The following is a 14,890-nucleotide window of genomic DNA, read 5'->3' on the forward strand; positions in this document are numbered from 1 at the left end:
TGTATAAGGACCATTTTTAGAATTGGTTTAAATTTTATGCAAAGGACGAGATATGAAAAGATCCGTTTCAAGCAAAAAGTGCATCCTTTTAAGCGTTGCTTGCTGCACTCTTTTGCTTGCTAATCAACTAAGTGCCAGTGAGCAAAACAGAGGTAAATTTGGCGATATAAAAAGCTGGCAAAGCGATGAGTACAAAGCCGACTGGGGTTTAGTGAATATGAACGCAGCCGTTGCCTACGCTCTTGGAGCAACTGGCAAAGGAGTAACGCTTGGTGTGATGGACTCTGGAGTGCTACTTAGCCATCCAGAATTTAGTGATGGCAGAGTAAGTGCGCTAAAAGTTTCTGGTAGCTACTATAAAGATGGTCAAAGATACCCCGATACTGAGTATGGCAACTCACCTCTTCTTAAAAAAGGTAGCGGAGATAAAAATAAAAAAGACTTTGGTGACTTTAAAAAAGATGAGGAATTTAGCATAGATGGCGACTGGATAGCTGGAGTAAACGACTCTCACGGCACTCACGTAGCTGGCAGCATAGCTGCTTCAAGAGATGGTGTGGGCATGCACGGCGTAGCATTTGACTCAAGGCTTATAATGGGCAATACTGGCGGCACTGACGGTATGACATATGGTCCAAATCAAGACTACAACTTCTTTTTAAAATCCTACGAGGGACTAGCAAAGAGTGGAGCTAGAGCGATAAATAACAGCTGGGGTTCAAACCGCAAATTTTACAAAGCCTATGAAGGTGCTACTGGATATGATGGTGGCAACAACCTAGACATAAAAGATCTTGATGCTGCCTATAAAAGCTACTATCCATTTGTAGTAAATGGCAAAAATTTCTTAGATGCAGCCTATGAGGTCGCTACAAGATATGGTGTCATCCAAATTTTTACTGCTGGCAACAGAGACGGGATGAAAGAGTCATATACAAGAGCGATGCTCCCATACTTTAGACCTGATGCTGAGAAGTACTGGCTAAATGTCACTGGTCAGTTAGAGGGCGACACGCAGCGCTACAACACACCTGGTCACTCAAAATGGTGGAGCGTGGCAGCACCTGCAAAACCTATATACTCAACCGTCGTTGATCTAAAAACTGGCAAAGCAGACTACGGCACAAAAGGCGGTACTTCAATGGCAGCTCCACACGTCACTGGCGCGCTTGGTGTCATCATGCAAAGATACCCATATATGAATAACGCCCAGATAAGAGAGGTGCTACTAACTACTGCAAGGCAGATTCATGATGATTTCAAAGAGCCAGCTGATACAAGAAAAATTTCAGGCTTTACTGCTGCGCTTGGAGTGCCTGATGAGCGCTGGGGCTGGGGCGTAGTGGATCTATATAAGGCGATGTTTGGACCAGGTCAGCTTCTAGGAGTATTTGATGTAAATTTAAATAGCGATGATATCTACTCAAACAACATAAGCGATGTGGCTATCAAATTTAGAAAAACAGAAGATGATGCAGAGGCTAAAATCTGGACCAAGCGCAAGGCTGAGCTAGAGAAAATAGCAAATTTAACACCAGAGCAAAAAGCTGAACTTGAGATAGGTAATGCTAGAGAAAGAGCAAGAGAGCTAAGAGCAAGCGAGGGCTATGAAGGCACTCTTATAAAAAGAGGTCAAGGCACACTAAGCCTAGCAGGAGATAACTCTTACACTGGCAAAACTATAATAAAAGGCGGCAAGATCACAGCTCTTAACCAATCTTTAAAATCAAGCGATGTGATAGTAGAAAATGGCGGCGCACTAGAAATTGTAAAACAAATGAGCGTACCAAAGGTTAGTAGAAATAAATTTACCTTACAACTATCATTAGTAGAAGTGACCAAAAAAAGCTCAAATGACGTAGTAAAAGCCACTATCAAATCAGGCGGTAGCTACATCGTCTCAAACGGTGCTTCAAATTTAGATCTAAACTTTGAGAAAAACTCGTTTATAAATATAAGTGAGCCAAGCTTAGAGATCATGCAAAGGCTCTATAACGACAGCACAAAATCAAAAACATTTACAGCAACTGGAAATTTCAAAGGCTACGAAGATACCCTTTCAAAAGAGTATGCATTTTTTGATCTTGGTAAAAACTATAGCGACAACAAATTAGAACTCACCCTTAAAAAGTCAAAAAATACAATGACAAGCATCGCAGCTAATGACAACCAAAAGAAAGTGGCACAACTCATAGAGAGCACAGCTAACCAGCCAGCGCTACTTCCTTCACCATTTAGAAGAAGACCAGCAGTCATCACAAGCGATCTTTATAGATACTTCATCTACACTACGCCAAAAGAGGCAAGACAAACTCTAAAAACATTTGCTAATGAGGCAAATTTAGCTCAGCACAATGCTTTTTTGTTAGAAAACATCATGCTTAAAAATGCAGTTATCAACCACGAATCTGATCCATTTGGCATAAGAGCGAGCGACTCAAACGGCATGAAATTTTGGTCAAATACCATGTTTGATGCTATGAAATTTAATGACATCAAAGCAAACTCTATGACACAGCTTTTTGGATTTGACGGCAGTGTAAATGACGCATTTGTACTTGGTGGCGTTCTTGGCGCTAGCGCAGAAAAGGTAAAAGAAGACGGCGACGACGCTTATAAGACAAAAGGCAAAAGCATCGGCATCTATACAAAAAGCGAGATCGCTAGCACAAAACTAGACCTTGGAGTCTTATATACAGATGCTAAGCGCAAAACGCAAAATGGTGCGACAATAGCTAGCTTTTACTCAAATGATCATATAAAGAGCAAAGAAAAAGCGCTTAATGCTTATGCAAATTTAGCCCTAACTAGCTTTAACACAGAAAATTTCTCGCTAAATCCTTATATGGGTGCAAGCTATCTACGCATGAAAACTGATAGCACAAGCCAAAATGTAGGAATTTTCAAAATGGATGTTGATGAAAAAACTAGAAATTTAGGCATTTTTAGCCTTGGTCTAAACCCTAGCGTACCATTTAGCCTAGGTAGCACTAAGATGAAATTTGAAGCTGATCTAGCCTATAACAGACTAGTTGGCGATACAAAACCAACTATCGGCGTAAATGTCGCAAATGCTGGATATCTAGAGCTAGAGGGCAAAGAGGTTAAAAACCTTGGCACAGCTAGCCTTGGCATAAAAGCAAATGTCTATAAAAATGTAAATTTAGGCCTTTCTTACACTGGAGCTTTTGCTAAAGATGTAAGATCAAACAGCGTAAATGCTAAATTTGAGATATTGTTTTAGTTAGAAATGCTCGCTACTTTAAAAGGTAGCGAGCTTATAAATTTAGAATAGTTGAGTGAAAGAAAAGCCGTTTTTATTAAGCGTATCTTTGATCTTTTCTTGATGCTCAAGCCCTTTTGTCTCAAGCGTGATAGTGATGCTTGCATCGCCGTAGTCAAGCTTCGTAGAGAAGCGGTCGTAGTCGATCTTGACGATGTTTGCATTTGCTGATTTTAGACTATCAGTTAGGCTCATGAGCGCTCCTGGCTTATCTACAAGCGTGATTTGCAAGGTCATCTTGCGGTGAGACTTGATAAGACCCTTTTCGATGATGATAGAAAGCACTTGCACATCGATATTTCCGCCACTTAGCACCACGCCTATCTTTGCACCTTTTTTAAATTTGATCTTATCATGCATAAGTGCTGCCACGCCAGCTGCGCCAGCTCCTTCAACTACGATCTTTTGCGTCTCTAGCAAGAACAAAATCGCAGTTGCGATCTCCTCATCATCGACCTGCACAAACTCATCCACGCACTCAACGATATTTTTAAGCGTTATCTCGCTCGCATCACGCACAGCGATGCCATCGGCTATAGTGCGAACTGACTTTGAGTTTATGCTCTTTTTAGCGCCGTAGCTGTTAAACATCGCTGGAGCGCCCTTTGCACCGACGCAAACGACTTTAGTTTTTGGATTGACTTGCTTTATACAGCTTGCCACGCCACTAGCTAGCCCACCACCGCCAACTGGCACGATAACCATATCAAGGTCGCTTATCTCGTCAAGCATCTCAAGACCCACAGTGCCCTGCCCTGCCATGACGTACTCATCGTTAAATGGATGAACAAAGGTCATATCTTTTTCTTTGGCGTAATTTACTGCAAATTCATACGCCTCATCAAAGTTATCACCTTTTAAGATCACTTCAGCGCCAAGATCCTTCGTGCCAGCTACCTTTAGAAGCGGGGTTGATTCTGGCATGACGATGCAAGCATGCACACCAAATTCTTTTGCACTTATCGCCACGCCTTGAGCGTGATTGCCAGCGCTTGCAGCCACAACGCCACGTTTTCGCTCCTCGTCACTTAGGCTAGCTATTTTATTGTAAGCGCCTCTTATCTTGTAAGCTCCAGTTCGCTGTAAATTTTCCTCTTTCAAATAGACATTTGCGCCCAAAATTTTACTAAGTTTTGCACTTAGCGCAAACGGAGTTTTATTTACAAAGTGACCGATCGTTATCTTTGCTTGGATTATTTTGTTTAATGAAACCATTTTCAACTTTCCTTTTAAAATTTATCTTTTGCCTCTAGCAGCACGCCACACTCGATATGATGAGTGTTGGCAAACTGATCAAAGAGCGCAAATTTTATCACTTTATGGCTTTTAGTAAGCTCATTTAGATTTTCTTTTAGCGTCTCTGGATTGCACGAGATATAGATGATGTTTTTGAAATTTCTAATAAAATTTATGACACTTTCACTAAGTCCTGCGCGAGGTGGATCGACAAGGACGTGCGAGAAGTTAAAGCCGCTTAAATTTATCTCTTTTAGCCTATTAAACTCCCTAACACCAGCAAATGCGCTCATCAGCTCATCAGCGTCCATTCGCAAAAATTTGATATTTTCTGCCCCATTTAGCTCGCAGTTTTTAAGGGCATTTGCGATCGAGCTTTTTGAAATTTCAGTGGCAAGGACGTTTTTAAATTTAAACGAAAGCGGGATGGTAAAATTCCCATGTCCGCAGTAGAGCTCCAGCAGGTCAGCGCCACTTTGCACGCACTCTTTTGCCCAAGCTATCATCTTTTCATTTACAGCTCTATTTGGCTGGATAAAGGCATTTTCACTTAGGCTAAATTTATAAATTTGCCCATCAACATTTAGCTCATCAACTAAATTTAGCTCACCACTTAGCAGCTTTTGACCACGTGATCTAGCTAGGATCATCACATCAAGCTTGCTAGCTAGAATTTTCATCGCCGCTTCAAACTCACTATCAAGCTTTTTGTGATAAAGAAGCGTGACTAAAGTGCCGCTTTTACAGGCGATAAACTCCACTCCAAAGAGCTTTGTTCGTAAAATTTCATCATCTTGCAAGCTCTCAAGTAGCCTTGGCATGAGATGTGAAATTTGCTCGCAAACCTTTGGGCACTCATCTATGAAGACCTTTTTGCCTTTTTCGCTTGCGTGCATCGTATAGCTAAGCTTGCTGTCCTCATGCCAGATGCCAAACTCAGCCCTCGTGCGGTAGTGCTTTGGGCTTGAGCTAAAAACATCAAATTTACCCTCGTAAAAGTGGGAGAAATTTTGCTTGATAAGATCAGTTTTAAATGAAATTTGCTCACTATAAGGGGTAAAAAGAGTGCATGATCCGCACTCTTTTAGGTATTTGCAGTCCAAATTTATGCCGCTTTCTCTTCGACTTTTTTACCGGCAAATCTAACCAAAGCCCAGATCGCTAAAAATCCGCAAGGAAGTGCGATCCAAACGCTAAGACCAAGTGCTACTGGCAAGTAGCCAACAAGCACACAAACCGCACAAACGCTAAGTGCGTAGATCATCTGCGTTGAGACGTGATCGATGTGGCTACATCCTGCGCCCATTGATGAAAGTATCGTAGTGTCTGATATCGGCGAGCAGTGATCACCAAAGATAGCGCCAGTTAGAACACTTGAGATATTTACGATCATATAAGCGTGCATCGCATCGCCATCTAAGCCGTAGTTTTTACCCACTGCATAAGCTAGCGGGATAGCAAGAGGCATCAAAATACCCATTGTGCCGTAGCTGGTGCCAGTTGAGAAACTGATAAATGAGCCAAGGATGAAAACAGCCACTGGCAAGATAAATTTAGGCGTTGAATCACTTAGCAAATCAACCAAATATCTTGAAGTGCCAAGCTCTTTGATAACCGCGCTAAGGCTCCAAGCAAGAAGCAAGATGACAACTGTTATGATCATAGTTTTCCAACCCTTTACCCACGTGCTAATAGCCTCTTTTACATCAAAAATTTTGCGCCAAACGCCCATCGTGATAGCTACTATACTAGCAAGTAGCGCTGCTTGAAATAGCGATGTAGCAGAGTCAGCTGCGCCAAAAGTATCTTTAAATGTTGAAAACGCGAGCGGATTTGCAAGGGCATTTTTAAGAGCGTCGCCCTCAAGCGCAGCAAGACCGCTAAAATAAAAGCTAGTAAATGCGCCGATAACTAGCACAAGAAGTGGCACGACGGCATTTGAAGCGCTTAGTTTTACGCCCTCTTTTGGCTCAAGAGTCTTATCTTCAAGGTCTTGAATTTGAGTTTTGCCAGAGTGAAGCTCGCCTCTTCTAGCGCGTCTCTCAGCTGCTAGCATAGGGCCATACTCACGCTGCATCAAGGCTGTACAGACGATGAAAAACAAGATAAAGAGGTTGTAAAATCTATATGGAATGGTCTCGATAAATATAGAATAAGCGTTTATGCCTGTCTCGCCGATAAGCTCATAGCCCTTTTCGATGAGCGAAACCTCAAGTCCGACCCATGTAGAGATGATAGCGATACCTGCAATCGGTGCTGCAGTAGCGTCGATGATGAAGGCTAGCTTTTCGCGGCTGATTTTAAATTTATCGCTTATTGGTCTCATGATAGGACCAACGATTAGGGCGTTTGCGTAGTCATCGAAAAATACAAAAATACCCATAAGCCAAGTTGAAATTTGAGCTGAAACACCAGTTTTTGCCTTTTTGCTAAGCCAAAGAGCAACCGCCTTTGTGCCGCCCATCTTTGTGATAAGTGCGACCACGCCGCCTATACAAAGCACTTGAAGCAAGATGCCAGCATCGGTGCTATCAGCCATCGACTCAACCACTCTTGAAACGATGCCTGTAAAGCCTTTGATGATGCCCATAAAGACATTTTCATTAACGATATTTATAAGAAAAGTTCCACTAAAAACACCGATAAATAGCGACAATATAACGTCTTTTGTGATAAAAGCAAGCGCTATGGCCACAACTGGCGGTATAAGCGTGAAAACGCCGTAAATTTGTGCATTTCTTTTGGCGACTTCTGGATCAACGCCAAAAAGTACGGCACTAAAAAATAGTAACAATAAAATTTGTCTCACATAAACTCCTTAAAATTTTTCTATCGCAAGTCCAGCCCAAGTCTGCGTGTTCGCCATGACTTCGACCCTGTTTATATTTACACTCTCAGGCATATTTAGGCAGTTAAGCAAAATAGTCGCTATATCCTCAGCTGTGATGAAATTTGTATGCTCATAGATGCTATCAGCCTTTGCCTTATCGCCCTTAAATCTAACCTCGCTAAATTCAGTCTTACAAAGACCTGGCTCGATGTTTGTCACCCTGATATTTGTGCCAACTAGATCGTTTCTTAAATTTAGACTAAACTGCTTTACAAAGGCCTTTGTAGCGCCATAAACGTTGCTACCAGGATATGGCCACGAGCCAGCTGTCGAGCCTAGGTTAAAGATATAGCCCTTTTCTTGCTTATAAAGTAGCGGCAAAACGGCCTTTGTAGAGTAGATAAGACCCTTTACGTTTGTATCTATCATCGTCTCAAAGTCCTCCACCTTCGCGTCTATCGTCTTTTCTTGTCCCAAGGCAAGCCCAGCGTTATTTACAAGCACTTCGATGTCTTTAAATTTATCAGGCAGGCTATCAACTGCGTCAAAAACAGCCTTTTTATCACGTATGTCAGCTACGATGATGTGTGTATCGCCAAGCTCGCTTGCAAGCTTTTTTAGCCTATCTTCGCGCCTTGCAAGAGCGACTATCTTGTAGCCCTCTTGTGAGAGTCTTCTAGCGATCGCCTCGCCAAAACCAGATGTCGCACCTGTCACAAAAGCTGTCTTTTTCATATCTCTTCCTAATTAAAATTTGGCTTTAAACCAAGCTCTTCTAAAAATTTAATATTTTTTTCGTTTTTATCTTTAATCGCATAATCAAGCGCGTTAAATCCCGCATCATCAGTGGCGTTCATATCAGCACCGTTATCTATCAAAAGCTTTAAAATTTCAGGCGTCGCGTGAGCTGCTGCATGCATAAAAACGCTTCTATTTGTATGCTCTAGGCCGCACGTATCTTCTACTTGCATCATGCCTAAATTTATCATATTCATCTTAGATTGCTCGTCGATGTAGCTCTCGTTCGCATTGGCTCCACTTTTTAGCAAAAGCTCGCAAAGAGGCGCATCCTCAAACTGCACAGCGTAAAAAAGCGCACTTTTGCCAAAAAAATTTTTGTGATTTACGTCAGCTCTATTTTTTAGCAAAAGCTTAACGTTTTCTATATTTTTAAGGGCAAAAAATAGCGGCGTCTCATCGCCTAAATTTAGATCCGCCCCGCGCCTTATGATCTCTTCTATCATCTCGCTACTTTTGTCATTTAGCAGTGCGATATCAAGTAAATTTGTAAGCTCAGCGGTAGTGAAATTTTTAGAATAAAGCAAATTCGCAAGCTCGTCTTGACTTAGCTTTTGAGCCATCATCTTTTGCTCTTGAGTTAAAATTTTAGCTTTATTTACATTTTTGCCAACGCTAAAGTTTAAAAACTCATTTATCACGCTAGTTGCGTAGTAGGCGGCACTTGCACTATCAACACCTAAAGCCTCATAAAATTTAACCAGCGGAGTTTGAGCATTTTTATAAGCTTCGCTGAATTTTTTATATTTTAAGAAGTTAAACAAGCTATCATTCGCCCAGTATCTAAAGTACTCCATTTGAGCGTCTTTTTGGGCTTCTGCGACCTCTGGCTTTTCAAGCTCTTTTGCATAGATATCAGGAGCAAATGAAGCCTTTAGCAAGATCCATCTAAATTTATTTAAATTTTCTCTATAAACGCCCTCGCCAACGCAGCTTTGAGACTCGCTTCTAACAGCCACACTCGCATCAAAAAGTTCTTTTACCTCTTTTAAATTTAAAAGCGAGCCATCACAATAAAATAGCCCCTCATTCGCGTAAGCAAGCTCGTTTGGAGTAGTTTTAAAGATCTCTTTTTTAGCAAGGTCACTGCACTCTAATGCGTGTAAATTTACAAAAAGAAAACTGCTAAAAAAGAGAAAAAAAGCTACTTTTTTCATCAAAGCTCCTTAAAATTTCGCGATATTGTAACAAATTTATATACTAAACTCGCTTATTTCATTAAAATTTAGGTATTTATAAATTTGATCTTTGTTTAAACTAAGACTATCTCTTACTATCTTTTTATACTCGCTAACCATTGGCAAACGCCCTAGTAGCGCGCATACAGCGGCTAGCTCGGCACTTCCTAGATAGACCTTTGCGCCCATGCCCATTCTGTTGTCAAAATTTCTAGTCGAGGTCGAAAAAACGACGGCGTTGTCGTTCACCCTTGCTTGATTACCCATGCAAAGCGAGCAGCCTGGCACCTCAGTCCTAGCATTTAGCCTCTTAAATATCTCATAAACGCCCTCATCTTCAAGTGTCTTTTTATCCATTTTTGTTGGCGGTGCGATCCAAAGCCTAGTAGTGAGCTTGCTCTCACGCTCCAAAATTCTAGCTAGCGCCCTGTAATGGCCGATATTTGTCATACAGCTACCCACAAAAACCTCGTCGATGTTATGCGCTCTTTTGCTATCAGCTAAAATTTCACTTAGCGTCGCCACGTCGTCTGGGTCGTTTGGACAGGCGAGGATCGGCTCATCTATCTGCGATAGATCAATCTCCAAAATTTCAGCGTAGCTTGCGTCTTTGTCGGCTCTTAAGAGAGTTGGGTTTTCCAGCCATTTTTGCATCTTTTCTTTTCGTCTAAGCAGCGTTTCATGGCTCTCATAGCCTGCTTTTATCATTGCCTCTATTAGCGCAACGTTTGAGCGAACATACTCCGCGACGCTTTCAACGCTTAAATTTACCACGCAAGCTGCCGCCGAGCGCTCAGCCGAAGCGTCACTTAGCTCAAATGCCTGCTCCACTTTTAGGCTCTCTAACCCCTCGATCTCTAAAATTTTGCCCGCAAAAATGTTCTTTTTATTTTTCTTTTCAACGCTTAAAAGCCCTTTTTTGATCGCAAAATAAGGTATAGCATTGACTAGATCTCTAAGCGTCACGCCCTCTTTTAGCTCGCCTTTAAATTTGATCAAAACTGACTCTGGCATATTTAGTGGCATCATTCCAAGCACCGCTGCAAACGCCACTAGGCCACTGCCTGCTGGGAAACTAATGCCAATAGGAAATCTCGTGTGACTATCGCCGCCCGTGCCAACGCTGTCAGGCAAGACCATGCGGTTTAGCCACGAGTGGATGACGCCGTCACCTGGTTTTAGGCTCACACCACCACGAAGCGTCATAAATTTAGGCAAGTTCTTTTGCATCTCAAGGTCGCTTGGCTTTGGATAAGCAGCCGTGTGGCAAAAGCTTTGCAAGACAAAATCCGCCCCAAAACTAAGGCTAGCAAGCTCTTTTATCTCGTCTCTAGTCATGGGCCCTGTGGTATCCTGCGAGCCAACAGTCAAAATTTCAGGCTCCACGTAGGCCCCAGCTCTCACGCCAGCCTTGCCACAAGCCTTGCCAACCATCTTTTCAGCGAGCGTATAGCCACCGCCTAGCTCTTTTGGCTGATCTGGCTTTATGAAAATTTGCTCCTCGCCAAGCCCCAAGACCTCCCTAGCCTTTTTAGTCACCTGCCTACCTATCATCAACGGTATCCTGCCACCTGCTCTTATCTCGTCGCTTAGCGTGTTTGGGCTAAGTTTAAAATTTGCCACAAGCTTTTTTTCATTGCCTGCAAGCTTGTAAATTTCGCCTTTAAATGGCCAAATTTCTATCTCATCGCCCATTTCTAGCTCATTTACGTTTGCAACTATCGGCAATGCGCCGCTATCTTCTGCTGTGTTAAAAAATATCGGAGCTATGGTCGTGCCGATCACGATGCCGCCTGTTTTTTTGTTTGGCACGCCCCCTATCTCATCGCCAAGGTGCCACTGGATAGAGTTTATACCGCTCTTTCTGCTGCTGCCAGTGCCAACCACGTCGCCAACATACGCCACGCTCTTACCGCGACTTTTTAGCTCTTTTAGGATTTCTAAACCCTCAGGCATCTTTTTAACCAGCATCGCCTTTGCGTGAAGCGGTATATCAGCCCTTGTGTAGGCCTCGCTTGCAGGACTTAGATCATCTGTATTTGTCTCGCCAGGTACTTTAAAAACCACTGCCTTTATGCACTCATCAAGTGGCTTTTTATGCGTAAACCACTCCGCGTTTGCCCAAGAAGCAAGCACCTCTTTTGCAAATTTATTGCTATTTGATAGCTTTGCGATCTCGTCAAAGTGTTCATGCACCAAAATGATGTTTTTTAGCTCATTTGCCGCAGCATGTGCGATAGTTTCGTCACTATTTTTTAGCGCTCGCACCAAAATTTCTACGTTGTATCCGCCAAGCATCTTGCCTAAAATTTTAATGGCACGAACCGCATCAAGGCCGTCTATTTTGAGCCCGTCTATCACCTCGCCAAGAAATTCTGCCTTTATCTTTGCCGCATCATCAACGCCAGGATTTATGCGATTTGTGAGCAAATTTATAAGAAATTTTAGCTCGTTTTGCGCCTTTTCATCGCCGCTAGAGCTGCCAGCAAGTCTCATTAGCTCGCAAATTTCGCTTGTTTGCTTGGCGTTTAGCGCAAGCGGTGGCACGCCCTCTTTTTCTCGCTCACTCACGTGTTTTTCGTAGTCGGTAAAAAAGCTCATAAATTTCCTTTGTGATTTTGCTCGTTTTTAGTCTAAAATCGCTGATTTTGCTTGCATTTTATCAAAAAGCAAAACAATCTAAAGTAAAATTTGCCCAAAATTTCAAATTTCAAGGAGTAAATGTGTCAAAAGCCTACCTAAAATCACCCATTGGAATTTTAGAAATCGTTGCTAGCGAAAATGGAATTTGTGAGATAAATTTTGTAGATAAATTTGAAAAAGTTGCGGTAAAAGATGAAAATTTAAAGCTGTGTTTAAATGAACTGGAGGCTTATTTTAAGGGCGAGCTTAAAAAATTTAGCGTTAGACTTGATATAAAAACGACCAAATTTAGAGCTAAAATTTATGACGTTTTGCAAAAAGTGCCATACGGCGAAACGACCACATATGCAGCTCTAGCACTTGCTGCAGGCCACAAAAACGCTTACCGAGCAGCAGGCTCTGCAAATGCCAAAAATCCACTGCCTATCATCGTCCCTTGCCACAGAGTGCTCTCTCACAGCGGGCTTGGTGGCTACTCAGGCGGCGAGGGCCTACCAACTAAAATTTGGCTACTAGAGCACGAAGCCAAGCATAAATAGCTAGAAATTTAAATTTTACCTTCAAAAAGTATTCTTAAATTTTAAAAATAGAGCTGGCATATAACAACGTCAAATTTAAAGCTGTCTTTGCAAATTTTAAATTTTCATTCACTCGCAAGAATTGACTACTAAAATTTGGCTTCACTTATCGCTTAGCTCAAATTTTAGAGCCGAAATTACTCGTTTATGAAATTTTAAAATTCACTCGAGTTTCTCTTATAAAAAATATTTTTGGTTTGTAATTAGAAATTTTAAAATTTGATAGATAGTTCTTGAGCATTAAATTTAAGATTTAGAATTTAAACATATACAAATTCCAACCCAGTCTAAACTAGGTTGAAATTTATAAAGATTTATGAAGTGGCTTGATTAAAATTTATTCTTTCTTACTTCACTTACTATTGTCTTAGCCATGTTATCAACATCGCTTGTTACTTCATTGGCTCTATTAGCAATTACTACATTCTCTTTTGTTAGATTATCTATTTGAGCAACTGATTGATTGATCATGTTTATGCCTTCACTTTGCTCTTTTATAGATTCACTCATCTCATTTATTGATTGAGCTAGGACATTTGTATTTGCTTCTATCTCACCTAGAGATTTTTGAGTTCTCTCTGCTAGTTTTCTAACTTCATCAGCAACAACTGCAAATCCTCTGCCATGCTCTCCAGCTCTTGCTGCTTCTATTGCAGCGTTAAGTGCTAGAAGGTTTGTTTGATCTGCTATATCTCTAATGATAGTTATTATGTTTTTAATTTCATCACTTTGTCTTATAACATCAGCTGTCTTTTGAGAGATGGCATTCATTGAGCTACTCATTTGCTCAACTGCTGCTGCACTTTCTTGTAAGCTATTTGCTTGAGTGCTAGCGCCTTGTGTTAGCTCTTTCATAGCCAAAGCCAAAGTTGTAGCCTTTTCTTCAAGCATCTTGGCATCATTTAAATTTGAGTTTAGCATAGTACAAATTACTTCACCCATATTTGATACTCCAAGTATCATAGCCTTTAGATCAGCCTCTAGCTCTTCGTTTATCTCAACCTTTGCTGTAAAGTCGTTTTTAGTATATGAGCTAAGAACATTTGTTATGCCCTTTAAATTTGCTGAGATAGATGTAAAGAATTTATTTAGTAGCTCTTTTAGTTCATTTAGTGATGGGTTGTTTGGAGTTGAGCCTATCTTTGCTCCAAGGTTTCCTTTGATCATTAAATTTGCTACCTTATTTAACTCATCTATCATAGTGCTATCTTTTTTGATGCCAGCTACGACTTTGTCGATGTTTTCATTTATCGCTTTACTCATCTCGCCAAATTCATCATTTGATCTTACCTCTAGCTTGCTTGGTGCTTTTGCTTCGTAAGTTACAAATTTAAATAGATCATCAAGCTTAGACTGGATAGTTTTTATAGGGTTAAGAGACTTTTTAAGTAAGAAATAGACAAATGCTGAGAGGATAACGATAAATAGCACTGCTAGGATTAGCTGGATCTTTAGGAGAGGCATAGTCTGGCTGGCAAAAGTATCGGCATTTATCGCAGCAACTGCGAGCCAGCCATCGTCGTTTATAGGTAAAATTTTAGCCAAGACATTTTCGTTTTTCGCATTTTTATATGAGATTAGTCCGTTTTCATCAAAGTCTTTACTTGCAAATTTAGCAGCCAAGGTCTTAGTTGCTTCAACAGAACTATTTATAAGACTTTCATCGTCATGTAGCAAGATAACACCATCTTTGTCCATAAAATAAACATAGCCAAACTCGGTTTTACCCATCTTTAGAAGCTTTTTACTTAAAAGCCTGATATTAACATCAGTAAATGTAGCACCCATAAGCTTGCCGCCCTCCGTTATCGGAGTAGAAAAAGTCATGCATAAGTCGTGCTCTGGGGCAACCATATCTATATATGGCTTTGTAAAGATAGTTTTTCCACTACTTTTTGCAGCGATATACCAGCCCCTACCCCTTGGTTCGTATTTATCTTTTTCTGGGGTTAAGGTTTTACCATTTGAGCCATAAGTATAGCCGTTGCTCTCTGCTGCAAAATACGCACCTATGACTATTGATTTTAAATTTTCTTTTGTAGACTTTAAACGAGCAAGAATTTCATCTTTGTTATCCACACTGCCCACTAGCTTGCTAGCTAGCTTTTGCGAGTCTTCCATATAGTCATCAATAAAACTTTGCGTCACAGACTTTATGTCAGATAGAATTTGATCTTGGTTTTGGCTGATCAGCTTCACCACCTCCTCTTTTGCGTTAAAGTAGCTAACAGCCGACATCGCAGCAAAGCATACACTCAAAAGAACAATAAGCGTCAATGCGATCTTGTTTGATATAGATCTCATTTCATCCTCCTTGTGAAATATTGGTAGAATTATAAAATTT

Annotated in this window: 9 protein-coding genes; 2 read left to right on the forward strand and 7 right to left on the reverse strand. The window is 41.1% G+C overall.

The features are described from left to right. Positions 1 to 52 precede the first annotated feature (52 nt). The gene (locus tag CYP84_RS10130) at positions 53 to 3,244 is read left to right on the forward strand and encodes a S8 family serine peptidase (protein WP_103637447.1); all 3,192 of its coding nucleotides are present in this window, start codon (positions 53 to 55) and stop codon (positions 3,242 to 3,244) included. 42 nt (positions 3,245 to 3,286) lie between these two features. Here the strand turns inward: CYP84_RS10130 and ilvA are convergent, their stop codons facing one another. Genes ilvA through CYP84_RS10160 form a run of 6 tightly spaced genes read right to left on the reverse strand, consistent with a single transcriptional unit; the run spans position 3,287 to position 11,926 of the window. After that, positions 3,287 to 4,498 carry a threonine ammonia-lyase gene (ilvA, locus tag CYP84_RS10135; RefSeq protein WP_103630745.1) on the reverse strand — a complete coding sequence of 404 codons (1,212 nt, stop codon included), beginning with the start codon at positions 4,496 to 4,498 and terminating at the stop codon, positions 3,287 to 3,289. A 14-nt stretch (positions 4,499 to 4,512) separates the two neighbouring features. Beyond that, entirely contained in the window at positions 4,513 to 5,622 is a 1,110-nt protein-coding gene (trmA, locus tag CYP84_RS10140) for a tRNA (uridine(54)-C5)-methyltransferase TrmA (RefSeq protein WP_103637448.1), read from the reverse strand. A 2-nt stretch (positions 5,623 to 5,624) separates the two neighbouring features. Continuing rightward, positions 5,625 to 7,328 carry a Na+/H+ antiporter NhaC family protein gene (locus tag CYP84_RS10145; protein WP_103637449.1) on the reverse strand — a complete coding sequence of 568 codons (1,704 nt, stop codon included), beginning with the start codon at positions 7,326 to 7,328 and terminating at the stop codon, positions 5,625 to 5,627. Between the two features lie 9 nt (positions 7,329 to 7,337). Beyond that, a complete protein-coding gene (locus CYP84_RS10150) occupies positions 7,338 to 8,084 on the reverse strand; it encodes an SDR family NAD(P)-dependent oxidoreductase (protein WP_103637450.1) in 747 nt (248 codons plus the stop codon). An 8-nt stretch (positions 8,085 to 8,092) separates the two neighbouring features. Next, positions 8,093 to 9,304, reverse strand: coding sequence for an ankyrin repeat domain-containing protein (locus tag CYP84_RS10155; protein WP_103637451.1), 1,212 nt, complete (start codon positions 9,302 to 9,304; stop codon positions 8,093 to 8,095). 36 nt (positions 9,305 to 9,340) lie between these two features. Next, on the reverse strand, positions 9,341 to 11,926 hold the full coding sequence (locus CYP84_RS10160) for a bifunctional aconitate hydratase 2/2-methylisocitrate dehydratase (protein ID WP_103566187.1): 2,586 nt from the start codon (positions 11,924 to 11,926) through the stop codon (positions 9,341 to 9,343). 122 nt (positions 11,927 to 12,048) lie between these two features. Between CYP84_RS10160 and CYP84_RS10165 the strand changes: the two genes are divergently transcribed. After that, positions 12,049 to 12,507 carry a methylated-DNA--[protein]-cysteine S-methyltransferase gene (locus CYP84_RS10165; RefSeq protein WP_103566230.1) on the forward strand — a complete coding sequence of 153 codons (459 nt, stop codon included), beginning with the start codon at positions 12,049 to 12,051 and terminating at the stop codon, positions 12,505 to 12,507. A gap of 369 nt (positions 12,508 to 12,876) precedes the next feature. Here the strand turns inward: CYP84_RS10165 and CYP84_RS10170 are convergent, their stop codons facing one another. Continuing rightward, on the reverse strand, positions 12,877 to 14,850 hold the full coding sequence (locus CYP84_RS10170; RefSeq protein ID WP_103637452.1) for a methyl-accepting chemotaxis protein: 1,974 nt from the start codon (positions 14,848 to 14,850) through the stop codon (positions 12,877 to 12,879). Between the last annotated feature and the right edge of the window lie 40 nt (positions 14,851 to 14,890).

The organism is Campylobacter concisus (genome assembly GCF_002912425.1).
GTDB lineage: Bacteria > Campylobacterota > Campylobacteria > Campylobacterales > Campylobacteraceae > Campylobacter_A > Campylobacter_A concisus_AH.

Excerpts from the sequence above, each read along its gene's own strand:
- CYP84_RS10130 (WP_103637447.1), top strand. The coding sequence starts at position 53 with ATGAAAAGATCCGTTTCAAGCAAAAAGTGCATCCTTTTAAGCGTTGCT.
- ilvA (WP_103630745.1), bottom strand. The coding sequence starts at position 4,498 with ATGGTTTCATTAAACAAAATAATCCAAGCAAAGATAACGATCGGTCAC.
- CYP84_RS10150 (WP_103637450.1), bottom strand. The coding sequence starts at position 8,084 with ATGAAAAAGACAGCTTTTGTGACAGGTGCGACATCTGGTTTTGGCGAG.
- CYP84_RS10155 (WP_103637451.1), bottom strand. The coding sequence starts at position 9,304 with ATGAAAAAAGTAGCTTTTTTTCTCTTTTTTAGCAGTTTTCTTTTTGTA.
- CYP84_RS10160 (WP_103566187.1), bottom strand. The coding sequence starts at position 11,926 with ATGAGCTTTTTTACCGACTACGAAAAACACGTGAGTGAGCGAGAAAAA.
- CYP84_RS10170 (WP_103637452.1), bottom strand. The coding sequence starts at position 14,850 with ATGAGATCTATATCAAACAAGATCGCATTGACGCTTATTGTTCTTTTG.